24 protein-coding genes are annotated in these 24058 nt (G+C 64.0%); 11 read left to right on the top strand and 13 right to left on the bottom strand.

From position 1 onward, the window contains the following. Nucleotides 1–35 precede the first annotated feature (35 nt). The 4 genes from FRAAU_RS10745 (at nucleotide 36) to FRAAU_RS10730 (ending at nucleotide 3939) form a co-directional block, all read left to right on the top strand. Nucleotides 36–638: a CvpA family protein gene (locus tag FRAAU_RS10745; RefSeq protein ID WP_052317884.1), complete on the top strand. Its 603-nt coding sequence runs from the start codon at nucleotides 36–38 to the stop codon at nucleotides 636–638. Between the two features lie 14 nt (nucleotides 639–652). Further along, nucleotides 653–2128, top strand: a complete 1476-nt coding sequence (gene purF / locus FRAAU_RS10740) for an amidophosphoribosyltransferase (protein WP_014403554.1) — start codon at nucleotides 653–655, stop codon at nucleotides 2126–2128. Further along, entirely contained in the window at nucleotides 2125–2973 is an 849-nt protein-coding gene (locus FRAAU_RS10735; protein WP_014403553.1) for a ferritin-like domain-containing protein, read from the top strand. The genes purF and FRAAU_RS10735 overlap by 4 nt, the downstream gene beginning before the upstream one ends. 126 nt (nucleotides 2974–3099) lie before the next feature. Beyond that, entirely contained in the window at nucleotides 3100–3939 is an 840-nt protein-coding gene (locus FRAAU_RS10730) for a DUF3014 domain-containing protein (protein WP_014403552.1), read from the top strand. A gap of 22 nt (nucleotides 3940–3961) precedes the next feature. On the opposite strand, the gene FRAAU_RS10725 is transcribed toward FRAAU_RS10730, so the two are convergent. Together FRAAU_RS10725 and yidD are read right to left on the bottom strand one after the other, a co-directional pair. After that, nucleotides 3962–5299: a dihydroorotase gene (locus tag FRAAU_RS10725; RefSeq protein ID WP_014403551.1), complete on the bottom strand. Its 1338-nt coding sequence runs from the start codon at nucleotides 5297–5299 to the stop codon at nucleotides 3962–3964. Then, nucleotides 5289–5549, bottom strand: coding sequence for a membrane protein insertion efficiency factor YidD (gene yidD, locus FRAAU_RS10720; RefSeq protein WP_014403550.1), 261 nt, complete (start codon nucleotides 5547–5549; stop codon nucleotides 5289–5291). Before yidD ends, FRAAU_RS10725 begins: the two co-directional genes overlap by 11 nt. A 140-nt stretch (nucleotides 5550–5689) precedes the next feature. Between yidD and dksA the strand changes: the two genes are divergently transcribed. Further along, nucleotides 5690–6535 (top strand): RNA polymerase-binding protein DksA, encoded by an 846-nt coding sequence (dksA, locus tag FRAAU_RS18025; RefSeq protein WP_425598073.1) that lies wholly within the window; start codon nucleotides 5690–5692, stop codon nucleotides 6533–6535. Nucleotides 6536–6587: 52 nt separating this feature from the next. On the opposite strand, the gene FRAAU_RS10710 is transcribed toward dksA, so the two are convergent. From FRAAU_RS10710 to FRAAU_RS10685, 6 genes are all read right to left on the bottom strand, one after another. Then, a complete protein-coding gene (locus FRAAU_RS10710; RefSeq protein WP_014403548.1) occupies nucleotides 6588–7208 on the bottom strand; it encodes a glutathione S-transferase family protein in 621 nt (206 codons plus the stop codon). A gap of 27 nt (nucleotides 7209–7235) precedes the next feature. Continuing rightward, entirely contained in the window at nucleotides 7236–8093 is an 858-nt protein-coding gene (gene purU, locus FRAAU_RS10705) for a formyltetrahydrofolate deformylase (RefSeq protein ID WP_014403547.1), read from the bottom strand. Nucleotides 8094–8183: 90 nt separating this feature from the next. Next, nucleotides 8184–8981: a cytochrome C assembly family protein gene (locus FRAAU_RS10700; protein ID WP_014403546.1), complete on the bottom strand. Its 798-nt coding sequence runs from the start codon at nucleotides 8979–8981 to the stop codon at nucleotides 8184–8186. Between the two features lie 327 nt (nucleotides 8982–9308). Further along, a complete protein-coding gene (locus FRAAU_RS10695) occupies nucleotides 9309–9800 on the bottom strand; it encodes a disulfide bond corrector protein DsbC (RefSeq protein WP_014403545.1) in 492 nt (163 codons plus the stop codon). A gap of 4 nt (nucleotides 9801–9804) precedes the next feature. Beyond that, a complete protein-coding gene (locus tag FRAAU_RS10690) occupies nucleotides 9805–11457 on the bottom strand; it encodes a DUF1223 domain-containing protein (protein ID WP_169314761.1) in 1653 nt (550 codons plus the stop codon). A 968-nt stretch (nucleotides 11458–12425) separates the two neighbouring features. After that, nucleotides 12426–13307: a CPBP family glutamic-type intramembrane protease gene (locus FRAAU_RS10685; protein WP_014403542.1), complete on the bottom strand. Its 882-nt coding sequence runs from the start codon at nucleotides 13305–13307 to the stop codon at nucleotides 12426–12428. Nucleotides 13308–13903: 596 nt separating this feature from the next. Between FRAAU_RS10685 and ffh the strand changes: the two genes are divergently transcribed. Beyond that, a complete protein-coding gene (gene ffh / locus FRAAU_RS10680) occupies nucleotides 13904–15289 on the top strand; it encodes a signal recognition particle protein (RefSeq protein ID WP_014403541.1) in 1386 nt (461 codons plus the stop codon). Between the two features lie 200 nt (nucleotides 15290–15489). Here the strand turns inward: ffh and tauD are convergent, their stop codons facing one another. Genes tauD through tauA form a run of 4 tightly spaced genes read right to left on the bottom strand, consistent with a single transcriptional unit; the run spans nucleotide 15490 to nucleotide 18984 of the window. Then, complete coding sequence (gene tauD / locus FRAAU_RS10675) at nucleotides 15490–16365, bottom strand: taurine dioxygenase (RefSeq protein WP_014403540.1); 876 nt, start codon at nucleotides 16363–16365, stop codon at nucleotides 15490–15492. A 50-nt stretch (nucleotides 16366–16415) separates the two neighbouring features. Continuing rightward, on the bottom strand, nucleotides 16416–17210 hold the full coding sequence (locus FRAAU_RS10670) for an ABC transporter permease subunit (protein ID WP_014403539.1): 795 nt from the start codon (nucleotides 17208–17210) through the stop codon (nucleotides 16416–16418). Next, on the bottom strand, nucleotides 17207–18004 hold the full coding sequence (locus FRAAU_RS10665) for a taurine ABC transporter ATP-binding protein (RefSeq protein ID WP_014403538.1): 798 nt from the start codon (nucleotides 18002–18004) through the stop codon (nucleotides 17207–17209). The genes FRAAU_RS10670 and FRAAU_RS10665 overlap by 4 nt, the downstream gene beginning before the upstream one ends. After that, nucleotides 18001–18984, bottom strand: coding sequence for a taurine ABC transporter substrate-binding protein (gene tauA, locus FRAAU_RS10660; protein ID WP_169314760.1), 984 nt, complete (start codon nucleotides 18982–18984; stop codon nucleotides 18001–18003). Before tauA ends, FRAAU_RS10665 begins: the two co-directional genes overlap by 4 nt. Nucleotides 18985–19295: 311 nt before the next feature. On the opposite strand from tauA, the gene rpsP reads away from it, so the two are divergent. The 5 genes from rpsP to FRAAU_RS16555 all read left to right on the top strand — a co-directional run bounded on the left by rpsP (nucleotide 19296) and on the right by FRAAU_RS16555 (nucleotide 22916). Beyond that, complete coding sequence (gene rpsP / locus FRAAU_RS10655; protein ID WP_014403536.1) at nucleotides 19296–19547, top strand: 30S ribosomal protein S16; 252 nt, start codon at nucleotides 19296–19298, stop codon at nucleotides 19545–19547. Then, complete coding sequence (rimM, locus tag FRAAU_RS10650; protein ID WP_014403535.1) at nucleotides 19547–20062, top strand: ribosome maturation factor RimM; 516 nt, start codon at nucleotides 19547–19549, stop codon at nucleotides 20060–20062. Before rpsP ends, rimM begins: the two co-directional genes overlap by 1 nt. Nucleotides 20063–20101: 39 nt before the next feature. Beyond that, nucleotides 20102–20848: a tRNA (guanosine(37)-N1)-methyltransferase TrmD gene (trmD, locus tag FRAAU_RS10645; RefSeq protein ID WP_014403534.1), complete on the top strand. Its 747-nt coding sequence runs from the start codon at nucleotides 20102–20104 to the stop codon at nucleotides 20846–20848. 41 nt (nucleotides 20849–20889) lie between these two features. Continuing rightward, complete coding sequence (rplS, locus tag FRAAU_RS10640) at nucleotides 20890–21294, top strand: 50S ribosomal protein L19 (RefSeq protein ID WP_014403533.1); 405 nt, start codon at nucleotides 20890–20892, stop codon at nucleotides 21292–21294. Between the two features lie 746 nt (nucleotides 21295–22040). Continuing rightward, the gene (locus tag FRAAU_RS16555) at nucleotides 22041–22916 is read left to right on the top strand and encodes an EAL domain-containing protein (RefSeq protein ID WP_014403532.1); all 876 of its coding nucleotides are present in this window, start codon (nucleotides 22041–22043) and stop codon (nucleotides 22914–22916) included. A 264-nt stretch (nucleotides 22917–23180) separates the two neighbouring features. Here FRAAU_RS16555 and aroD read toward each other — a convergent pair whose 3' ends face one another. Continuing rightward, nucleotides 23181–24035 carry a type I 3-dehydroquinate dehydratase gene (gene aroD / locus FRAAU_RS10625; RefSeq protein ID WP_014403531.1) on the bottom strand — a complete coding sequence of 285 codons (855 nt, stop codon included), beginning with the start codon at nucleotides 24033–24035 and terminating at the stop codon, nucleotides 23181–23183. Nucleotides 24036–24058 lie beyond the last annotated feature (23 nt).

Below are 24058 nucleotides of genomic sequence, written 5' to 3'. Positions count from 1 at the left end.
CCGCCCTGTCTGGCCCGGAACCACCGATACTCTCCATGAACTGGACCGATGAGCTGATTCTGGCTGTCCTGCTGCTGTCCGTGCTGGTGGGACTGTGGCGTGGACTGGTCTCCGAAATCATGGCGCTGGGCATCTGGATGGTGGCGACCTGGCTGGCCTGGCATTACGGCCCCATGGTCGCGGCCAGGCTGCCGGCCTCCCTCGACCTGCCTTCGGCGCGGATCATCAGTGGTTATCTGCTGTGTTTCGTTGCGGTGCTGGTGGCCGGAGCCTTGCTGCGGTTCGTGCTGGACCGTTTGATCGAGAGCACCGGGCTGGCCGGCACTGACCGTTTGCTCGGGATGGTCTTCGGGCTGGTGCGGGGCGTGCTGCTGGTGACTTTGACGGTCTTCCTGCTTGGCTTTACCGCCTTCGCCCGTGATCCCTGGTGGCAGCAGTCGCAATTGCTGCCTCGCTTTGAAAATGTGGCTGCCCGCTTGAGTTCGCAGCTGCCCGCCGATATTTATCAACAGTTGAATCCGGCCCGTCTGCTGCGGCATTGGCCTGCCGCGCCAACATCTGTTCCGGAGCGCAGGCCTGCGCCGCCGGCAGCCACTTCTTCACCGGAGGCCTTTCTTTCGCCTTCGGTTGCGACATAGAACAGGTAAAGCTCATGTGTGGAATCATTGGTATTGTGGGTACCAGCCAGGTGGCTTCGGCGTTGTATGACGCCTTGACCGTGCTGCAGCATCGCGGCCAGGATGCCGCCGGCATCGCGACCGAGGATGGCGCCCGGTTGCGCTTGCACAAGGGCAAGGGTCTGGTCCGCGACGTGTTCAACCAGGAGTCGATGAGCGCCCTGCGCGGCAATATCGGCATCGGCCATTGCCGCTATCCCACGGCCGGCTCGGAAGGTTCGGCCGAGGCCCAGCCGTTCTACGTGAATTCGCCCTATGGCCTGGCCTTCGCCCACAACGGCAACCTGGTCAATACCGAGTCCCTGCGCAGGGAGATGTTCGAGGACGACCTGCGTCACATCAATACCGACTCCGACTCGGAGGTGCTGCTGAACGTGCTGGCTCATGAGTTGCAGGTGCGCAGCAGCATGGCGGTCAGTCCCGATCAGGTGTTCGACGCGGTGACACGGGTCTTCAAGCGGGCTCGCGGCGGCTACGCCTGCGTCACCCTGGTGCTGGGCTATGGCCTGCTGGCGTTCCGCGATCCGAACGGGATCCGTCCGCTGGTACTGGGCGAACGCGAGACCGCGACCGGCAAGGAATATGCGGTGGCTTCCGAATCGGTGGCCTTCGACGTGCTGGGCTTCAAGCGGGTGCGCGACATCGAGCCGGGCGAGGCCGTACTGATCACCCGCGATGGCCAGCTGTTCTCGCGTCGCTGCGCCGAGGGCGAAGTGCACAGCCCCTGCATTTTCGAATATGTCTATCTGGCCCGTCCCGACTCCATGATCGAGGACGTGTCGGTCTACAAGGCCCGTCTGCGGATGGGCGAGAAGCTGGCCGAAAAGATCCTGCGCGAGCGCCCCGACCACGGCATCGAGGCGGTGATTCCGATTCCCGACACGTCGCGCACGGCCGCCAGTGCGTTGGCCGAGGCACTGGGCGTGCCGTTTCGCGAGGGTTTCGTCAAGAACCGCTATGTCGGCCGTACTTTCATCATGCCCGGCCAGGAAGAACGGGTGAAGTCGGTGCGCCGCAAGCTGAATCCGGTCAGCCTGGAGTTTCGGCGCAAGAACGTGTTGCTGGTGGATGACTCCATTGTCCGCGGCACCACTTCCAAGCAGATCATCCAGATGGCGCGCGAGGCGGGCGCACGCAAGGTGTTCTTTGCTTCGGCGGCACCGCCGGTGTGCTACCCCAATGTCTACGGCATCGATATGCCGGCGGTCTCCGAACTGGTGGCCGCCGGGCGCACCGTACCCGAGATCGAGCAGTACCTGGGCGCTGACTGGCTGATCTATCAGGATCTGAAGGATCTGGTCTGGGCCGTGCAGGATGGCAACGAAGATCTGAAGCACTTCGATACTTCCTGCTTCTCCGGTGAATATGTGACCGGTCTCGACGACAGCTATCTGCGCCAGATCGAGCAGGCGCGTTCGGACAGTGCCAAGGCTGCCCGTCGCAGCGTGTGAGCGGGCTGATTCCGGACCAGCTGCAGGCCTGTGCTCTGCAGGGCCTGCAGGCCTGCGACCCGGACGAGAAGATCCGGCTGACGCAGGCGCTTCGTCGAGCCTGGATGGCGGGCCAGTTGCATCTCGCTGACCTCGATGCGCCGGCGGCGGAGCCGATGCCGGCGCCCGGGCGTCCCGCGCTGCCGCGACTGGTCTCGCCGCGGACCCTGGCCCAGCGCGGCCTGGGCACCTTGCAAGGGCGGCAGGCACTGGTGCATGCCGTGGCGCATATCGAGCTGAACGCAGTGGATCTGGCACTGGATGCCTTGTACCGATTCCGTGGCATGCCGCCGGCGTTCTATCAGGACTGGATCGATTGCGCCGACGACGAGGCGCGCCATTTCGTGATGGTGCGCCAGCGGCTGCGGGCGATGGGCTCGGACTATGGCCAGTTCGATGCCCACAACGGTCTGTGGGAGATGGCCTGCCGTACAGCCGACAGCCTGCTGGCACGGATGGCGCTGGTGCCTCGCGTGCTGGAAGCGCGCGGACTGGATGTGACGCCCGGCATGATCACTCGCCTGCAGGCGGTGGGTGACGATGACACGGTGGCGGTGCTGGAAGTCATCTTGCGCGAGGAGGTCGCCCACGTGAAGGCAGGGACCCGTTGGTTCCGCCATGCCTGCGATCTGGAAGGCCGGGAGCCGATCGAAACCTTTCTCGGACTGGTGCGCCAGCATATGGGGACCCAGCTGCGGGGGCCCTTCAATCGCCCGGCCCGTGTCGAGGCCGGCTTCCTCGAAGAGGAGCTGGACCGGCTGGCGAAGCTGGCCCTGGAGCCGCCGGGCGCGGCGCCTTCGGTTTGAGCGTTCGAATCCGGGCCCCGCTGGCACCGTGAATCCGTTAGAGTGGGGACTGATTTCAATGGCAGGCCCCCGTATCGGCTGACCGGAGGCGACGTCCGGGGTACCTGCTCACGCACAAGGTGTGAGATGGCATCGCAATACGCAAGACGCAACAAGTCGACGGGACCCTGGCTGGTGATTCTGGCCGTGGTGGTGGTGATCGCGGGAAGTTTGCTGATCTGGCGCAAGCTGCACCCGGCGGCTGCCGATCCCGCAGCGGCTACCACATCGACCGCCGTCGCCGTCCCGGGTTCCGCGCCGGCACCCGCCGTCGAGCATCCCGTGGCGCAGGCGCCTGCCGCGGCCGCCAGCAGTGCCCAGCCGCTGATTCCGCTGGCCCATCCCGGGCCGGAAGAGACGCTGGGCAGTCTGCGGGCCTTGTTCACCGGATCCCTGCTGGACAGCCTGCTGGTCAGTGGCGATCTGGTCCAGCGCTGTGTCAGTACCGTCGATGCCTTGCCCCGCCAGATGGTACCCTTGTTCAGCCTGCCCCTGCGCGTGCCCCAGGGCAGCTTCCAGGTCCAGCAGACACCGACCGGTCCGGTCATCAGTCCGGCCAATGCCAGGCGTTACGAGCGTTATCTGCGGTTGCTGGAGCAGGCTGATCCGCATGCCGTGGTGGCCTGGTATCTGCAGCATTACAGCTTGTTCCAGCAGGCTTATCGCGACCTGGGCTATCCGCATGCCTATTTCAACGACCGTCTGGTCGCCGTGATCGATCACCTGCTGGCGGCACCCAATGTGACGGATCCCGTGGCCCTGACCAGTGCGGCGCCGTTGTATCGTTATGCGAATCCGCAATTGCAGGACCTGTCCGCCGGCCAGAAGCTGATGATACGGCTGGGGCCGGCGGATGAGGCCCGGGTCAAGGCCAGACTGCGTCTGATCCGGGCCCAGCTGGTGGCGGCATCGCCGCCGGCCGGCTGAGTCCGGACCAGTCCTGCGTGGCTCAGCGGTCGAACTGCAGCCGCTGACCGCGCACGTCGGGGGCGATCTGACGGCCGTCCCAGACCCGCTGGCCATTGACGAAGGTCGAGACGATGGAGGCATCGAAACGGGTGCCTTCGAACGGTGACCAGGCGCACTTGGACAGCACTTCCTCGCGGGTCACCCGATGCGGCTTGCGGGGATCGACCAGCACCAGGTCGGCGGCATAGCCTTCGCGAAGAAAGCCGCGTCGGTCGACATCGAACAAGGTCGCCGGGGCATGGCTGACCGCCTCGACCACCCGTTCCAGGCTGAGATGCCCGGCAAAGACCTGCTGCAGCGCGGCCTGCAAGGCGAACTGCACCAGCGGCAGGCCAGAGGGAGCCTTGTCATAGACCTGCTCCTTCTCGGCAAGAAGATGCGGCGCGTGATCGGTGGCCAGCACGTCGATGCGGCCCTCGGCCAGAGCGCGGACGATGGCATCGCGATCGGCGGCATCCTTGATCGCCGGATTGCACTTGATCAGAAAGCCCAGGCGCTCGTAATCATCGCTGCTGAAATGCAGGAAATGCACGCAGGTCTCGGCCGTGATCCGCTTGCCCTCCAGCGGACCGGGCTCGAACAAGGCCAGTTCGTCGGCGGTGGAGATGTGCAGCACGTGCAGCCGGCTGTCGTGGCGCCGTGCCAGCTCCAGGGCCAGCCGGGTCGACTTGATGCAGGCCTCGCGCGAACGGATCAGCGGATGCTCGCGGGCCGGAATCGCCTCGCCGTATTTTTCGCGCGCCGCCTGATGCAGCGCGTCGATCATCGGCGTGTCTTCGCAGTGGGTGATGATCGGCGTCGGCGCATGCTTGAAAATGCCGTCCAGCACCTCGGGATCGTCGACCAGCATATTGCCGGTGGAGGCACCCATAAATACCTTCACGCCCGGTGCCGCCTTCGGATCGAGATTCTTGATCGCCTCCAGGTTGTCATTGCTGGCGCCCATGTAGAAGGCGTAATTGACCGCCGACACTTCGGCCGCGCGGCTGTACTTCGCTTCCAGGGTTTCGCGGTCCAGGGCCGGCGGACGGGTATTGGGCATTTCCATGTAGCTGGTGATGCCGCCGGCCGCGCAGGCGCGGGATTCATGGGCGATGTCGGCTTTCTGGGTCAGGCCCGGTTCACGGAAATGCACCTGATCGTCGATCATGCCGGGCAGCAGCCACAGGCCGCTGGCGTCGATGACCTGCTCGCCGGGCAGGGCGGTGATGTCGGCAGCGATCTTGTCGATGCGACCGTCACGAACGCGCAGGTCGGCCTGAAAACGGCGGCCTTCGTTGATCAGTTCGGCGTTTTTGATCAGCCAGTCATTGGGCATCGGTCATCTCTCGGGTGCGGCAACCACGCAAGTGGAAGCGTTCGGGAACGGGGTCATGGCCACCCTCGCAGAGCGGCTGGCAGCGCAGCAGGCGCCAGCCGGTGAGGATGCAGCCACGCATGGGGCCAAACCGGGCAATCGCGGTCTGGGCATATTGGGAGCAGCTGGGATGAAAGCGGCAACGCTGTCCCAGCAAGGGACTCAGCCAGCGCTTGTAGCCTTTCAGCAGCCAGATCAGGATGCGGGTCACGGGAGGGCCGGGGCTCCGTTTGTGGCGGCAGATGGCCCGGCCCAGAGGGGCCGGACAGCTGATTATCACAGAAAGATGGTTGCTGGGCCATACGACATCAGTTATAACGCTGGGCTGCCGGGCCGATTAGGTACATGGATATGGCAAAGACGACTGATGTCGTTGGGAAAGCCGGCGCGACGGACAAGCCGCTCGCGCCCTCGGTTGCAAAACGGGCTGCCAGGACCGGGGCGGGGAAGCCTGCGGCCGGAGCCGACAAGGCCGGAAGCCGCAAGACTGCAGCCATCAAGCCGGAGCCTGCCCCGTCTCGATCCAGATCCAGTGCCACTCCCACCAAGACCGGTTCGAAGCGGGCGGCGCCGAAGCCCTCCGCGACGGGTACAGGTCACCAACAGCAGATCCATGCCGCGGCATTGCCGCCGGAGCCCCCCGTTGCGGAGTTGGTGACATCCGTCGCCAGCCCTGTACTATCCACCTCAAACAAGCCTTTGACGTTACCGATGAACAGTAAAGAAGCGACTCTCGAAAACGGCGTGACCCGCGAAGACGGCCGTTATGCCTTGCCGTCGACCACCACGATTGAGCTGCCCGCTGGTTACCGCCCGCGGAACGACGAGGAGTACATGAATCCCCGTCATCTGGCCTATTTCCGCAACAAGCTGCGCGATTGGCGTGACCAGCTGGTGGAGGAGTCACGGCAGACGATGGAAAACCTGCGTGACGAAGTGCGCGATGTCGGTGACGAGGCCGAGCGGGCTACCCGGGAGACCGAGAACTCGCTGGAACTGCGCACCCGTGACCGCTACCGCAAGCTGATTTCCAAGATCGACAAGGCCCTGCGCCGGATCGAGGAAGGCCGGTACGGGTTCTGCGAAGAAACTGACGAGGAAATCGGTCTGGAGCGTCTGGATGCGCGTCCGATCGCGACCTTGTCGCTGGATGCGCAGGAACGTCGCGAGCATCTGCAGAAGCAGATGGGCGACTGAATCCGCTGCGACCATCCTGCTGCCGCATCGTGGCAGCAGGGCGGCACGGTGTTCAGTTCAGGGGGAAAGCCTTGAATTCAGGGCGCTGCTCGGCGCGGGCGGCCTGTGCGGCGATGGCCGGATAGGCCCGCGTCGTCTCAGCGCCCGGAAGTGCCTGCACATGCTGCAGGAAGGTCCAGGCCACACTCAGGCTGATATCGGCCTGGCCAGGCTCGGGACCGGCCAGCCAGGTTTGATCGGGCTGGTTTTCCATCTCGGTCTGCAGTGCCTGCAGGCCAGCCCGCAGTTGCGCCAGCACTCGTTCCCGCCAGGGCTCGAACTGTGCCTCGATCGGGCGCTGCCGGGTTTCATGGATCCACTGCACCGTCTTTTCGCAGACCAGCAAGGCCAGCCCGACCTGTCTCAGTGCGCGGGCCCGGGCCGGTGCCGCCAGCGGCAGCAGGCTGTGGCCGGTGAGGGTTTCGGCGTAATCGATGATCAGACTGGAATCGCACAGCACCGTGCCGTCATCCAGGACCAAGGTCGGTGCCTTGATCACCGGATTGATCAGGCGAAAAGCCTCCACATCGCGGAACACCGAAAGCGACTGGTGTTCGAAAGCAATGCCCAGCCGGCGCAGCGAGATCGCCGTGCGGCGGACATAGGGCGAATCCAGCATTCCGATCAGCTTCATGGCTTCCTCCGTGAAAGTCGGCTCAGCTCAGGTGAACACCACCGTCTTGTGACCATCGATCAGGACCCGGTCGTCCAGGTACAGGCGCAAAGCGCGCGCCAGTACGCGGCGTTCGATATCGCGTCCGATCCGGATCATGTCCTCCGGCGTATCAAGATGCGTGATTCGCTCGATGTCCTGCTCGATGATCGGGCCTTCGTCCAGGTCGGCGGTCACGAAGTGGGCGGTGGCGCCGATCAGCTTCACCCCTCGCCGGTGGGCCTGATGATAGGGACGGGCGCCCTTGAAGCCGGGCAGGAAGGAGTGATGGATATTGATGCAGCGTCCCTGCAGTTTTTCGGCCAGTTCATCGGAGAGAATCTGCATATAGCGGGCCAGCACCACCAGCTCGGTGCCACTGGACTCGATCAGCTGCCACAGCCGGGCCTCCTGGGCCGCCTTGCCATCCACGCCGACCGGCAGGTAGTGGAAGGGAATGCCGTCAAAATCCAGATGTGGATAGGTTTCGCGGGGGTGATTGGAGACAATGCCCACCGGCTCCATTGCCAGTTCACCGATGCGCCAGCGATACAGCAGGTCAGCCAGGCAGTGGTCGAACTTCGAGACCAGCAGCAGTACGCGGCGGCAGGCATGTCGGGGTCGCAAGGCCCATTGCAGCTCAAAGCGGCGGGTCACCGTGGCCAGGATCTGTGTCCACCCGGCCTGATCGCGCTCCGGGGCCTGGAAGGCGATCCGCAAAAAGAATCTGCCAGTCTCGCGATCGCCGAACTGCTGGGCTTCCAGAATGTCGCCGGAGGCGGCAGCCAGAGCACCTGTCACGGCGGCGACGATGCCGGGGCGGTCCGGACAGGACAAGGTCAGGAGGTAATCGACAACTGCACTCACAGGAGGGGATTCCTTGGCTTCCTGCGGGAAGCTTCAAGCAGACGGTTCAAGACAGGTTATCTTCAGGCGGCGGCGATCAAGCCGGGGTGATCAGTTGACCCGGTGAAGAATCAGTTCAAGCACCAGTTTGCTGCCCAGAAAAGCCAGCATCAGCATGCCCATCCCGATCAGCGTCAGATTGACCGCCGGCCGGCCCCGCCAACCGTAGCGCCAGCGACCGAACAGCAGGGCGCCGAACACCAGCCAGGCCAGAATCGACAGGATCGTCTTGTGGACCAGATGCTGGCCGAACAGGTTGTCGACGAACAGGGCGCCGGTGATCAGGGTGGCAGTCAGCAACACGAAGCCGGCCCCGATCAGCTTGAACAGCAGCCCCTCGGTCAGGGTCAGTGGTGGCAGTACCCGCAGCCAGCCATTGAAGCGGTGTCGCCGCAAGGCGCGCTCCTGCATCGACAGAAAAATCGCCAGCAGAGCGGCAATCAGCAGCACGCCAAAGGCCAGCAGGGCAATGGTGACATGCAGCTTGATCTGCCAGTCGATCTGCAACGGCGTGGTGGCAGGCGCCAGATACACATCGGTGCCCAGCAGGATCGCCGTCAACGGAAATACGATCACGCCCAGGGCCGCGACAGGGCGGGCCATGTTCACCAGGACCGTGAGTGCCGACATGGTGCCGGCGACCAGACCCAAGGCCGCGAAGAAATGCAGATCCAGCGCGCCGCGATGCAGGCCCAGCGACACGGCCAGTTGCAGCAGCACGGCCACCAGTGCCGCGGCCATGGCCGGTTTGGTCAGCGGCGGGCCGGCGTTCAGCAGGGGGCGTACCAGCAGACCGGTGGCGATCAGGTAGCAGAGGATGGCGAGCGGAGTATAGAAATGCACGATCATGGCGTGAGTTTCGCACACCGGGACACGGCCGGGAACGGCGCAGGCCGGGCTGCGACGCGGAGGCCTGCTCGCACGGCCCCCTTGATGGCGCAAGCCTGTGCTGCCGAGCTCCGCTATTCGCCATGGATTGTGCTCGCGGCCTGCTGAACCATCTGGTTTGCTGTGTTGGCCCGCGGCGCCAGACGGGGCGGCTGGCCGCTGGCTCCGATGGCGGAAGGCAGGCAAGAGGCCGCTTGCCGTGCAAGCGATGGGAGCCGGCTCTGCCTGCCCCGTATCATTTGCCTTGCTGCAGCCGCCGCCGTGGCCTGCTTTCGCTTTCAGTCGCCTTCAGATGGCCTGGACCGTCAGCACGGTGGTGACGCTTCGGGTTCGCGGGGGGAGACACAGCTTGTCGCTGCAGGCCTGAAAACGGGCCAGCAAGTGCACGGTGTGCGGACCGGTGGGACTGTCGGCGGGGAGGCTGAGTTGCAGCTTGAAGTCGGCACGATCCAGATGAAAACGCAGGCGTCGGGCCATGACCCTGTCATAGCGCTCGACCGGTGGATTCTCGCTGACGCTGAGCAGGTCGGGTATATCGCCCTGTGCTACTCCGATTTCCGTGGCATGGGGTCCGCCATCGGGTTCGTTGAGGGCATAGAGATGCCAGCCGGCTTGAATATCGGCATGCAGGATGACGTTGACGGTCTGCCCGGCACTGACCGGGACCTGGGTCGGGCTGGTGGTCCAGCGTACCGGCTCGGGGTCTGTACTGCTGGCTTGCAACAGGGTCGGGCTGGTCGCGAAGCCGATGCAGAGTGCGGCGTGCAAGAGGGGGCGCATGGGCTCAGGTTCCTGCCGGCGGCGTCAGGGGGATGTAGCGGGCCTGTGCCACCATCTTGGTCACGGGGTCCTGGGCGAACACGACCACAGCCAGATGCCGTGGATCCAGAGGGATGTCCTTGTTGAGGAACTGGATCGGGCCATAGCGATCATTGTGCTGCTCATAGGCATCCAGGTAGGTGCGCTGCTGCCGTTCCAGGGCAGGGATATCGAAACTGGCCCGGCTTGCGGTGGCCGTGCCGTCGGCATGGCTCAATGCACGGACCAGGGCTTCGTGGAAGCGTATCCCGTTCTGGCCGCTGTAACGCACATGATCCTCGACCAGGGCCACGTGCAGGTCGGCCGGTGGCAGCAGCTGGTCTTGCGAGCTTGCGGTTTGCCGGATCTGCACCTGGACCTTGCCCTCGGCATTCTGGGTGGCCTGGGCTGTGAGGGCGAGCGGGGCCGGCGTGCTCAGTTGTTGCTGGATCGACCTGGACAAGGCCTGATAAGTCGCCAGCGCATGGCTGCGACCACCGCCATCGACATCGGCCTGGCGGCCGTCGACATAGAAGGTCGGAGTGCCGAGGATCCCGTACCACTTGGCTCGCGCCACGGTTTGCGGGGTGGCCAGCGGGTCCGGCCGCGGAATATGCTGGTCGAAGGCCAGCACCACGACCTGCTTTCGGGGGGCATTGTTCTGCACGCCTTCCAGGGCCAGATCGGCGGCCGTGCAAGGCGGGCAGCCGGCACCGGTATACAATTCGACCAGTACGGTGCGGTTGCCTTTTTCGGAGGGTGCTGGCTGGCGGGGAATAGGCAAGGGGTAGCTGGTCGCATAGCGCGCATCCAGTGCCTGCTCCAGGCCGTCAAGACGGCCATCATGGGTGTCGCGATAGGCGGCAAGGAAGTGCTCGTGCTGGAGGGGCTGCAGCTCGCCGGCAAGCTGGGCGCGTTCATAGGCATCCAGCGCGACGGCCGGTTGATGTGCGGCGTAGGCGACTTCGCCGCTCAAGGCATTGACCTCGTCCGAGTCAGGGTCCAGCGCGGCGGCTTCCCGCAAGGTGGCTGCGGTGGCCTGGACCTTGCCCTGATGCCATTGCACATTGGCCAGCGCAGCCAGGACTTCGGCCCGGGATTCATGGAACTGGCGGCCGGATTCTGCCTGTGCCGCCGCGTCGGCAGGCGCCTGATGCTGGTCGCGCTGCCATTGCTGCCACCGGGCTTCGGTCAAGCTTGCGGCTGCCGAGCTGGCCCATGACTCGGCGTCAGTCAGATCCACGCCGGCGTTGGCCAGGCTGTCGGCGATCTCGGCGCGGGTCTCGATGCTGTCCAGGCCTGCATCGGCGTGGCTGATCAGCAGCCTGGCCTGGGACTGGATAGCCGGCAGCCGCTGCGGCAGGCGCTTGACCAGCGTGCTGAAGACTTCCCATTGCGCGCGCTCGACCAAGTGGCTTTGCGGATAAGCGCGGACAAAGCTTTGCAGTGCGGCAACCTTGGCGCTGGCGTCCTCCGTACCGCGTGCCGCGGCAAAGATCTGTTTGTCGGAATGCGTGCTTTGCTTGAACTGCAGATCTTGTGCCGGCAGCTGCAGGCACAGACCGAGCAGGCTCAGGCCCGGCAATAGACGAAGAGCGGGACAGACCCTCCGCGAGCCTGCAGATGTTGAGACATGCATGCTCTCGATAGACCCCATAGATGACTTCCCCCGTGTTCCATACCTTATCGGGATGCGTGCCGACATCCCCTGCGAACAGGCAAGCTAGCACGCGTCGAGGTATGTACTCATAAGTCTTGGTGATGGCGATATGCCCAAAGCATGTATCCACCGCCGTCAGCGCGGATCCCGGGGTGGCGGAATGCCCACCGCGGGACGCTGGTGGCGGAAGAGCTTGTATGGACTGCCGGGTTTCCAGTCGGCATGCGGCCGATCGGGCCGGATCGCGCTGCACGTTGCGGTATCCGGATCCCCGGATCCTCGTGCAGCAAGGGCTGGCGGGCAGCGCCGGGACTCGCTACCCCTCAGCTCCTAACACGACTTGCTCGTCAAGGCGAGGCGATAGCCGGGGCCTGTTCTGTCGGGACTCGGGCTGCCAGTGATGGCGGCGTTGTCCGATTGAAGGGGTCTGCGGTCATTTATCCCTGTCGTGACTCGGTGGACCTGCGGGTTGCAAGGGCCCGACAACGACAGTGCCGCCGCCGCCATGGCCACCGCCACCAGCGGGTATCTCGACGGGAGGGTTGGGCGGGGGCGGCTGTTCCGCGCTGGCTTTGGCTTTTCTGACGGCGCTCAATGACATGGTGAAATCCACTGTATCGCTGGCTTGAGAGCAGATCGTACCGATATCAATGGCGCAGGCTATGCCGGCGATAACCAGCTCCAGTCCTTGCAAGAGATGGATGCCCAAGGCCTTGATGGATGTTTGCAGGCCTTCCCAGCCGGCGGCAAAGTCTTTGGCGGGTCCTTCGTAGTGGATGGGGCCTACACTTGATATGACAGAGCTGGATTCGGGGGCGCTGATCTTGCGGATATCACTCTCTCATCATTCTCGATGCGAATGCTTGCTCCGCCATCCGCTTGCAGTACGGTGGTTCCCGCGGCGGTGGTATCTTGGTTTTCCATGGTGATGGCTCCTGTTTGGCCGTTCAAATCATGATCCTCCGGAAGGGTTTGCGCCTAGCCAGGCGGGCAAGTGCGATGCAGCTGAGTACCAGAACGGCCACGGCGGATAAGAAACGGGGCAGACTCAGATGGAAATCGACATCGACGGCAAGCAGACCAAGCCAGAGCAGATTCGCGATGCTGAGGAGATTGCACAGGGAGTGGATGACGGCTCTTTCAAGCCAGGAGTAATTCCACATCAGCAGATATCCCATGGCCATATGAAAGCCGATGGTGAAGCAGGGGAGCCGGACATGGGTCAGAAGCGACGGCAGCAGCGCCAGGCCGAAGGCCATGCCGGGTGCCATCCAGGGCTGGGCGGCCTTGTAGACCAGGCCTCGGATCAATTCCTCCCACAAGGGCGCGGAAAGGCAGGCCATGATCAGGAAGCGGATCGGCCCTCCGCCCATGGCTTCGGACAAGGCGGCATAGGTGATATCCCGGGTGGCGGGGAGCAATTGCAGTACCTGCGGGGCAAGCGTCATCTTGATGTGGTAGAGCTTGATCATGTAGACGGCATAGATGGAGGCGTAGTCGATCAGATTGGCCAGCAGGGCCGCCAGGGTTAGCTGGACCAGGCATGTCAGCGGTCTTGCCGGCTTGCATCCGGGACGGAAATACATGGCCCCGCAGGCAATGGTAAAAAAGCTGCCGACAAAGCCGCTCCGGTCATTGAAATGGAAATGATCAAAGACGCGATCGAGCAGCCAGTTGGCGGCCACGATCAAGCCCAGAAACATCAGATAGTGACGCGATGCCGCGTATCTGGCGGACAGGCCCAGGCTTTTCCCGGAGGCGGCGAAAGCCCGGGCTATCGTCGTGGCAATCCCGGGCCTGTTGCGTTGGGGCGAAAGCGGATTTTGCATCGGTGCACCGCAGGCAAGAGGTTTCAGGCGTGCATCAGCCGGCCAGGACATCGTGGATGTGCGCCAGTAATGATGGATGGCAGCGGCCTGGCTTGGGGCGACGATCACGGAGTATGGCTATCCCGTATCGGATGGATTGCGGGGCCTTCGACGCTGCCGGGCAGGCAGGACCGAGCCTGTTTGACCTGAGGGCCAAGGCGCGTGATCTTCATGTGATCAGCGCATGATTGAGCGTCTGTTGCCGGGCCCACGGTTGACGCGAACGGCCAAAGCCTCCGTCGTGGTGCTTGCGCGAAAGCAAGGGATATGCGGCCCCGCCGGCATGGCCGTCGCAAGCTGTCGACTGGCGGCCGGCCCTGATACGGGTTGATGGCAAAGGCGATCCTGCTGCGGCCCAAGGGAACGACGGCACTGGAGATTCCGTCCTGGTCCGTATCGTGTTCATCAACTTCCGGCAACGGCCAGGCCCTCTCCGGCTGATCACGTACATCGTACATGGCCCATCCGCCGGGGCCTGTTCCGGCGGCGAGCGAGAACACGCGAAACGCTGGCGACTGATATACTTGGAGTTTCCCGTACGATGAACCCGATCCGCTATGTTTGAATCATTGAGCCAGCGCCTGTCCGCCACTGTTGACCGCCTGCGCGGCCGCGGCCGCCTGACCGAAGAAAATATCCGCGAAAGCCTGCGCGAAGTACGGATCGCCCTGCTGGAGGCCGATGTGGCTCTGCCGGTGGTGCAGGCCCTGATCCAGCGGGTCAAGGTCCGGGCCGTGGGCCAGGATGTGATCAAGAGCCTCAGCCCGGGCCAGGCCCTGGTCAAGGTGGTCAGCGACGAGCTGACGGCGGTGATGGGTACGGCCAATACCGAGCTGAATCTGGCCGCCGCGCCGCCGGTCGTGGTGTTGATGGCCGGCCTGCAGGGTGCGGGCAAGACCACCACGGTGGCCAAACTGGCCCGCTTCCTGACCGAGCGCAAGCACAAGAAGGTGATGGTGGTCAGCTGCGACGTGTATCGCCCGGCCGCAATTGCCCAGCTGCAGACCTTGGCCGAACAGGTGAAGGTGAGCTTCTTCCCCTCCGAGGCGGGACAGGATCCGGTCGAGATTGCCAAGGCCGCCGTTCAGGCCGCCAGGCGCGAAGTCGCCGATGTGCTGCTGGTCGATACGGCCGGCCGTCTGCATGTCGACGAGGCGATGATGGCCGAGATCAAGGCCATTCATGCCGCGATCAATCCGGTGGAAACCCTGTTCGTGGTCGATTCGATGACCGGCCAGGATGCCGCCACCACCGCCAAGGCATTTTCCGATGCGCTGTCGCTGACCGGCGTGGTGCTGACCAAGACGGATGGCGATGCCCGTGGCGGTGCCGCCTTGTCGGTGCGCTATATCACCGGCCGGCCGATCAAGTTTCTGGGTGCCGGCGAGAAGACCGATGCGCTGGAGCCGTTCCACCCCGATCGTGTCGCCCAGCGGATTCTGGGCATGGGCGATGTGCTGTCGCTGGTCGAGGAAGTCGAGCGCAAGGTCGATCACGAGAAGGCCCAGAAGCTGGCCGAGAAGGTCATCAAGGGCAAGCGCTTTGACCTGAACGACATGCGTGACCAGCTGCAGCAGATGACCCAGATGGGTGGCCTGGCCGGACTGATGGACAAGCTGCCTGGCATGGCCAGCCTGCCGGACAACGTCAAGTCCAAGGTCAATGACAAGGAAATCCACAAGATGGTGGCCATCATCGGTTCGATGACCAAGAAGGAGCGCCGCCATCCCGATCTGCTGAACGGCTCGCGTCGTGCCCGTGTCGCACGCGGCTCCGGGACCTTGCCGGCCGACGTGAATCGTCTGCTGAAGCAGTACATGCAGATGGAAAAGATGATGAGCAAGCTGTCCAAGGGCGGCAGCAAGGGCTTGCTGCGGCAGATGCGCGGCGCCATGAAGGGCATGGGCGGCATGGGTGGCGGCTTCCCGCCGATGGGCGGCTGAGTCCGGCCTCGCTCGGCTGTGGCGACATGGCCGGTCGAGTTCACCGTCGGGACCGGTTCACGGTCAGGCAAGCTGCAGACAAGGCCCCGCCTCGGCGGGGTCTTGTCGTTTCAATGCCAGGCAACTGGAAAGTCGGCATCGGGGGTCCGGCGCGACGGGTGACTGCGTGGGTGGCGGGTCCGGCGAGTGCACCATGCGGGTCAGGCCGGTGTTGCCGAGCGTGCCCGGTCTTGCGAGGCCATGGCCAGCGGCGGTTCCCCCAGGATGGTGGCGCGCCGCATCCGTCGATGTTGCGGCCGATAATCATCGCAGGCGTAGTGCAAGGTGTTGCGGTTGTCCCAGATCGCGACATCGCCGGGTCGCCATGACCAGCGGATCTGGAATTCGGGCCGCTGGCTGTGCTGGAACAGGAGTTGCAGCAAGGCCCGGCTTTCTGCGGGCGCCAAGCCTTCGATTTCGGCAGTAAAGCCTTCGTTGACATAAAGCGAGGCCTCGCCGGTGCGCGGATGTCGGCGCACGACGGGATGGCTGACGGGCGGGTGCTGGGCCAGGGCTTTTTCGCGGCGAGCCCGGCGTTCCGGGGTATCGCCAAAGCGCTGGGGCGGGAAGGACTGGTCCAGACGATGGATGGCCTGCAATCCGCCCAGCCATCGCTGCAACGGTGCAGACAGTGCTTGCCAGGCGGCATGCTGGCAGGACCACAGGGTATCGCCACCCACGTCAGGCACGATGTCGGCATGGAGCACGGCCATGGCGGCGGGTGCGGGCAGAAAGCTGACGTCGCTGTGCCAGACGGCGTTGTCGCGCAGATCATCCTGCAGGGTATCCAGCACCAGCACCTCCGGCAGGCCTTCGCTGTGCGGATAGATGGGGTGCCGGTGCAAAGGGCCGAAGGCGGCGGCCAGATCGCGTTGCTTCGTCGGCGTCAATGACTGCTCCCGGAAAAACAGCACGCGATGCCGGTCGAGATCGGCCTGGATCCGGCCCAGAGGGATGCCGTCAAGTTCTGCACCCAGATCGAGGCCCGTGATCACGGCGCCGAGGGTGGGACTCAACAGGGAAATGTCGTAGCTCACGGGCGGCTTCCTTGCGCATGACGGGGCATGAAGGGGTTGGCAACGGTGATTCAGTTCCAGTGGATATAGCGGTGCTGCAGCCAGCGCAGCCCCCATTCACCGCCCAGGGCAAATACGGCGATCAGCACGATGCCGGCCAGTACGATGTCGGTGGCCAGAAACTGGGCCGCAGACTGGATCATGAAGCCCAGGCCGCGACTGGTGGCGACCAGCTCGGCAGCGACAAGGCAGGACCAGCCGATGCCCAGCGAGATCCGCAGCCCGGTCAGCAACGGGGGTGCAGCGCCAGGCAGGATGACCCAGCGGATCAGCTGCCAGCGGTTGGCCCCCAGGCTGCGTACCGCTTGCAAACGGGCCGGCTCGATCCGGGTGACGCCGCTGATGGTGGCGACCAGCAGGGGCGGAAACATCGAAAGATAGATCAGCAGGATCTTGGCCGGCTCGCCGATGCCGAACCAGATCACGATCAATGGCAGGTAGGCCAGCGGCGGCAGGGGGCGCACCAGTTCTACCCAGGGGTCGATCACGGCTCGCAGTCGTGGCAGCAGCCCCATGGCCAGACCCAGGGTCAGGGCGCTGGCCAGGCTGGCGAGCAGGGCGGCCAGGAGCCGCTGCAGGCTGGCCAGTACATGGCTGCCCAGACTGCTGCCCATATACCCTTGCCTGTGCAGCCGCCACAGGGCGGCGAGCACCTGTCCGGGCGAAGGCAGGAACAAGGGCTCGACCCAGCCGGCGGCCGTGATGAGCCACCAGGTCAGCAGCAGACCGAGCAGGCCGGCGGCGCCCAGACGTCGATGGGAGGGCGCTGAAGCGGCGGGCGACAAGGTGGCTGAGTCGCGGATCATGCGGCCCTGCCGGAGGAGCGACCTGACGGGGCGGGCATGGCTTGCAGCAATTCCTGGCTCAGGGCCTGGAACCGGGGATCGGTGACGATGTCACGAACCGGCTCGCCTGCCACGTGGCGCTGCGAGAAATCCAGGCTCATTCGCCGCCGGACCAGCAGCGGAGGGCCTTCCAGCAGCCAGAGCTCGCTGGCCAGGAACAAGGCCTCTTCCACACTGTGGGTGATCAGCAGCAGCCCTTGATGGCTGCGACGGGCCAGATCCAGCAGCAAGACCTGCATGCGCTCGCGGGTGATGGCATCCAGTGCGGCGAAGGGTTCGTCCAGCAGCAGGAAATCGGGCTCCGTGGCCAGTGCACGAGCCAGGCCCAGGCGTTGTCGCTGGCCGCCGGAAAGTGCGTCGATCCGGCGGCGCCCCAGGTCGGCCATGCCGATCCTGGCCAGCCAGTCTTCAGCGGCCTGGCGTCGTTGGTGGCGGCCCAGACCGCGCAGGCGCAGGCCCAGGGTCAGGTTGTCGGCGGCATTCAGCCATGGCAGCAGGGCATGTTCCTGGAACACCACGCCACGACGCCCGTCCGACGTGGTCGTTGCTTGTCCATCGATACGGATCTCGCCAGCATCCGGTGCCTGCAGCCCGGCCAGCACGTGCAGCAGGCTGGTCTTGCCACAGCCTGACGGGCCCAGCAGCACCAGGATCTCGTCGGGCCCCAGGCTCAGGTCCAGATTCTGCAGCACCGGTTGCCGCTGTGCCGCGGGGCCGTAGGCAAGATGCAGATCTCGCGCAGTCAATTGACTCATGGTGATTCCGGACGGGAGGCTGGAGATTCGACGGCGCCGGACGCCGGGGCGGAGGCATTGCCGAGATAGGCCGCACTGAAGCCGGGGCGGTAATCCGTCAGGGTGTTCTGGATCACGTTCTGCTGCTGCAGAAAGCGGGCGGTGGCCGCCGTCTGCGACGCGGCGCCGCCGGCAAGCAACGCCTTCGAAGCCTGCTGCCGAAGCTCCGGATAGATGGAGCCCGCCAGCATGGCGGGTACCTCGGTGGCCGGCACGCCGGTCAGCCGGCTGATCTGCTCCGCATGGGCGCGTGCCCAACCTGGCGGGTTGCGGTTGTAGGCTACATAGTCCTGTTGGAGCACCTCGACAAAACGGCGCAGGGAGGCGGGGTGGTCCCTGGCGTATTCGGTGCGGACGACCCAGACATTGAAAGTCGGTGCGCCCCAGCGGGCGACCTGGCTGGAATCGGCGAGGGTCCGCCCATTTTGCTGCAGCAGACTCAGTGCCGGTGACCAGACATAGGCGCCATCGATATCGCCTCGCCGCCAGGCGGCCGCGATATCCCCCGGATTGAGATTCACCAGCCGGACCTGGTTGGCGGGAATGCCCCAATGCAGCAAGGCGTTCAACAGGCTGTAATGTGCCGTACTGCCGAAGGGGGTTGCGATCAGACGTCCTTTCAGCTGATCGGGCGCCGTGATGGATGGCCGCACCACCAGCGCCTCGGCCCCCCGGGTCTGCGAGGAGATCATGAAGACGATGATCGGCAGATGACGGGACAGGGCGGTGGCCAGCGGCACCGAGCCGATATGGCCGATCTGGATCGCACCGGACGCCAGGGCCGCCACCACGGCCGGGCCGCTGCTGAACAGCTGCCACTGCACCTGGCCGCCCAGCGCCTGGCGCAGCCGGGCATCGGCCTGAGGCACCTTGCCCGGATCGATCAAGGTCTGATAGCCGACCGTCACGGCCCCGGTATCAGCCGACGCAGGCGGGGTCATGTCATGCTGCTGGCTGCAGGCGTTGACGAGGCAAGCAAACGTTGCCAAAACCAGTGCCAATCGGGAGTGGCGTGCTAAACTCATGGTCACCCACCATAGTCACGCGATCTTCCGGCACTGAAATAGCCAGAGTTCATGTGGTTATGGCTGACGCACCGCTCCGGAGCCCGGAGGGTGCGGCGGTGTGGATCCGGCCCTGAATATTCAGCTTGGCCTCTTTCTTTTTTTCGTCATTCAGCTAAAATGCCGGATTTACCGCGCACGGTGTCCGTGCGGCTGCCGCTGATACGGCAATTCTGGAGTTTTTCGATATGGTTAAGATTCGTCTTTCGCGCGGCGGCGCCAAGGGTCGTCCGTTCTATCACGTGGTCGTGACCGATCAGCGCAACAAGCGCGACGGCCGCAGCATCGAGAACCTGGGTTATTACAACCCGGTGGCCTCGGGCAACGACAAGCGTCTAGAACTGAACGTCGACCGCGTCAAGGAATGGGTTGGCAAGGGCGCGCAGCTGACCGACAAGGTCGCGGCTCTGGTGAAGGAAGCCGGCAAGCAGGCTGCCTGATGAGTGAAGCCGGACGACGCGTCCTCGTCGGGCGCATCGTCGGGTTGTACGGTGTGCAGGGCTGGCTCAAGATCGAGTCATGGACTGACCCCCGGACCCGCATTTTCGAGTACGCCAGCTGGTGGCTGAATGCCGAAGGCAAGGCGGAGCGCGCAGTGACAGGTGCTGTCGGGCGCGCCCAGGGCAAGGGCCTGGTGGCCAAGGTTTCTGGTATCGACGATCGGGATCAGGCGGAAGCGCTGGTGGGACTTGATATTTTCGTGGACCGCTCGGCGCTGCCCCCACCCGGCAAAGATGAGTATTACTGGGTTGACCTTGAAGGACTTGAGGTCGTGACCATCGATGGAATCGGTTTGGGACGGGTCAGTCACCTGTTCGGCACCGGTGCCAATGATGTGGTGGTCGTGAAGGACGGCACGCGTGAGCGGCTGATTCCCTTCGTCCAGGGCGAGTATGTGCGTTCGGTGGATTTGTCTGGCGGGCGCATGGTGGTGGATTGGGATCCTGAATTCTGAAGCCTGCGGGCGTCGTTGTTCAGGTTCCGAGGACTGTGAATGCGCATTGATGTCATAACGTTGTTCCCTGACTTCGTGCGCCAGTCGGCCGCAGTAGGTGTGGTCGGGCGGGCCCAGCAGCGCAAGCTGCTGCAGGTGGAAACCTGGAATCCGCGCGATTTTACCGACGATCCTCACCGTACCGTGGATCACCGCACCTTCGGGGGCGGTCCCGGCATGGTGCTGCTGATCGAGCCGTTGCGGCGGACCTTGCAGGCCGTACGAGAGGTTGAAGCTGGGCCTGCGCATGTGGTCTATCTGAGTCCGCAGGGCGCACGTCTGACGCAGGACAGGGTTTCCCGTCTGGCAGCGATGCCGCGATTGACCTTGTTGTGCGGGCGTTATGAAGGTGTGGATGAGCGTTTGCTGACGCACGAGGTCGACGAGGAAATCTCCATCGGCGACTATGTGCTCTCCGGAGGCGAACTGGCTGCCGCGGTCATGATCGACGCGATAGGCAGACTTCAGGATGGGGCGTTGAACGATGCCCAGTCGGCACAGCAGGACTCGTTTTCGGATGGCCTGCTCGATTGTCCCCACTATAGTCGGCCGGTGCAGGACGCATTCGGAGACGTACCGGCGGTGTTGCTGTCGGGCGACCATGCGGCGATTCGCCGTTGGCGCCTCAAGCAGGCTCTGGGACGGACCTGGCTGCGGCGACCGGACCTTTTGGCGCGACGTTCCCTGGACAAAGAATCCAGAGCGTTGCTGGATGAATTCCGCCGCGAGTACGCGGCTACACGCTGAGGCCCTGCAGGTCGCAGCACTTAAAAATTGACGGGTGTGCCATGAACAAGATTATCGAACAGTTCGAAGCCGAGCAGATCACCCGCCAGCTGCCGGATTTCGGCCCTGGCGATACCGTGGTGGTCAATGTGAAAGTGAAGGAAGGCAATCGCGAACGCGTGCAGGCCTTCGAAGGCGTCGTGATTGCCAAGCGCAACCGCGGTCTGCATTCGGCCTTTACGGTCCGCAAGATTTCCCACGGTACCGGCGTTGAGCGCGTGTTCCAGTCCAACAGCTTTGCCATCGACTCGGTGGAAGTGAAGCGCAAGGGCAAGGTCCGCGGCGCCAAGCTGTACTATCTGCGTGGCCTGGAAGGCAAGGCGGCTCGCATCAAGGAAGACATCGCCGCTGCCGCGGCTGCCAAGGCTTCGGCCAAGGCTGCTGCCGCTGCTGCCGCTGCCGAGTAATTTCGGCAGGCTGTCGTCTGGCGACGGCAGATGTGCGAAAACGCCGACCCTTGCGGTCGGCGTTTTCGTGTCCGGAGCCGGGCCAGGCATCCGGCGTATGGCGGATCGCCGCGCCGGAGCGATGCTTTCCGAGGCGGCCAGGTGGGCGGCTTGGTACGTTTGGAATGGCGTCGCTGCATGAGGCGGCACCGGTGCACATGGGGCGGCCGTGGCATCGGTCGCGGGTTCGATGCGTGCGGGCTGGCATGGCAGACCGGATGGCTTTGCCGTCACCGCTCCGATCCGTGAGGCAGCTGGCCAGACCCCGGCTTGCCACAAGGCGGCCGAAGCCTTGGTCGAGTCGGCGGAGGCCATTGCGGTCTGCCATCGGTCGCCATGCGGACCCTTGCTTCGATGATCGCCCTGCACATGATGCAGCCGCGGCAGACAAACCCTTCGGCGACGGCATATTCGTGATGTGCGTCACGTTTATCTTGTGTCGTCATTCAGTATATCCGGACTATACTGCCTCCAAACCGCCTTGGTTGAAAAGGTCAAAGCCGGTTCCGCACGGCGGATGGTGAAGTACATCGCATTGAGATGGATCAGGGTTGAACGCCGCAACCGGGTCTCCACGACCTGCGGCCTGCCACATGTCCCTCGCGTTCGATGAGTTCTGAGGGGAGTCTCGACAGGGGCGGTCTGCCGCCGACTACTGCCGCGATGGTCAATGGCTTGCAGTGGAGGCCGCCGGGAGGCGGGGTGTGATGACAATGCTCAAGGTAGTGGACAAGGTGCGGCCGCTGGACCAGATCGAGAGCTGGTTTTCCGATGAGGATCTGATGGCGTGCTTCCAGGCGGGGCAGGTTTTCAATGTGGCCCAGCCGGTCGTGGGGGCTGATGGCTTGGTGGCCGGCATCGAGCTGCTGTTGCGGCTGAATTATCCCGGGCTGGGGGTGGTGGCTGCCGGACGGTTCATGAAAAACATCCGTGAACGGGATTCCTATTTCGCCATTCTGCAGGCCTCGCTGGATGCGGCGGAGCGGATCATCCACATGGGTATCCGGGACGTGACGATTGCCATCAACATCAGCGAGCATGACCTGCTGAACCCTGCCGTGTTCCCCTTGTTGAAGGCACGGGCCAGGACGCTGATCCGTTCGCGCTGCGCCATCGTTTTCGAGATCTCGGAAAGCATCGATTTCGCGACCAATGAGCGGCTGGAGCTGGCGACGCGGAAAATTTCCAGACTGGGCTACGAGTTCACCCTGGATGATTTTCTCTCGGTCTACAGCACCACCTTTCCGATTCGCCATTTTGATCTGCGTGCCATCAAGCTCGACATGAGCATCTGCACTTCCTACCGCACCAGCGTCAAGGACTTTGCCCTGATCAAGACCATTGTCTATTACTGCCGCCTGATGGGCGTATCGCTGATTGCCGAAGGTGTCGAGGACCGCGACCAGTTCATCGAATTGCGGGCGATGGGCATGCAGAAATTCCAGGGCTATCTGTTCTCAAAGCCGGTGGAGATCGAACGGCTGGTGTCCAGAATGATCGAGCTGGGCTATGCCAAGCGGCAGCGGCGGGCATCGATGTCCGAGGCCTCCTGGCGTGATGCACACGATCTCAGCGTGATCTAGAACAGCCCGCCCTGAATGATCTGATTCAGGGCAAATCTGTCCGGCGCGGTCTGCTTCGCAACGACATGTTCCGCATCGATATGCTGCGGGAACCCCTTGATGCAGGAGCTGCTGCATCAAGGGTGGCTGCGGGCCGTGTTGCGGATGGTGCCTTCGACTCTTGACCGGGTCCGGAGGGGCTTCGGTCTTGCCGGCCCCGATCTGGAACGGGGCGGATCTCCGCTCGGACCTGCCTTGTTTCCCGTCGGGCTGAGGGTCCGGATCTCAGTCGATACCCTGCATGGACTGATGGATGATATCCAGGACCTGGTGCATGGATGTCACCTCGATCTGGCCGGGCGCCGAGGCGGCACCCAGACAGCCAAAGCTAAGATCGCTGCCGAAGACCTCGCCGGCCAGGCGAGTGATGGCGCCCAGTCCACCCATGGACATCAGCAGCATGGGCTTGTCGGAATAGTCCTCGCGGAGGGTCCGTGCCGCCTGCAACAGCTCCAGCACATCACCGGTATGTCGCGGCATCACGGCGATCTTCAGGATATCTGCACCGCAGGCGTCCTGCGCCCGCAGCCTGCTCACGATTTCGTTGGCCGCAGGCGTGCTGTGGAAATCATGGCTGGACATCACCACCTTGATGTCTTGTGCATGGGCTGCGCTCACCAGCGAGCGGACGGTTTCGGCATCGCGGAACATCTCGATATCGATCAGATCCATGCCGCCGGCCTCGATAAGGCTGTGATACAGCCGGGCGTACTCCTTGTCGCTGATGGCGCGGGCGCCACCTTCGGCCGCGGTGCGGAAAGTCAGCAGTACAGGCTTGTTCCCTGCATGGCGGCGGACACTCTCGCACAGCGGCATCAGGCTTGCAGCATCACAGGCATCCGTCAGGTAGTCGATCCGCCACTCGATCATGCCGGCGGCGGGTTCGTTGCGGATGCGCTCGATTTCGGCCAGCAGGCCGGCGACATGGTCGGCGGTCGTTGGCACGATGATGGCTGGACGGCCGTGCCCGATCCGCAATCCGCGGATATCGATCGGTGTGGCCTGTCTGAAACGAACCGGAGCGGTGGGCAGACTTTTGCCGGTCTGTACGGACTCGGGTGACGGACTTGGGGAGGGCATCAATGACTCCTGCAGGTGAGGGG

The sequence above is a fragment of the Frateuria aurantia DSM 6220 genome, from assembly GCF_000242255.2.
Taxonomy (GTDB): domain Bacteria; phylum Pseudomonadota; class Gammaproteobacteria; order Xanthomonadales; family Rhodanobacteraceae; genus Frateuria; species Frateuria aurantia.
The sequence above is the reverse complement of the archived record's forward strand: the minus strand, read 5'-3'. Positions and strand labels throughout refer to the sequence as shown.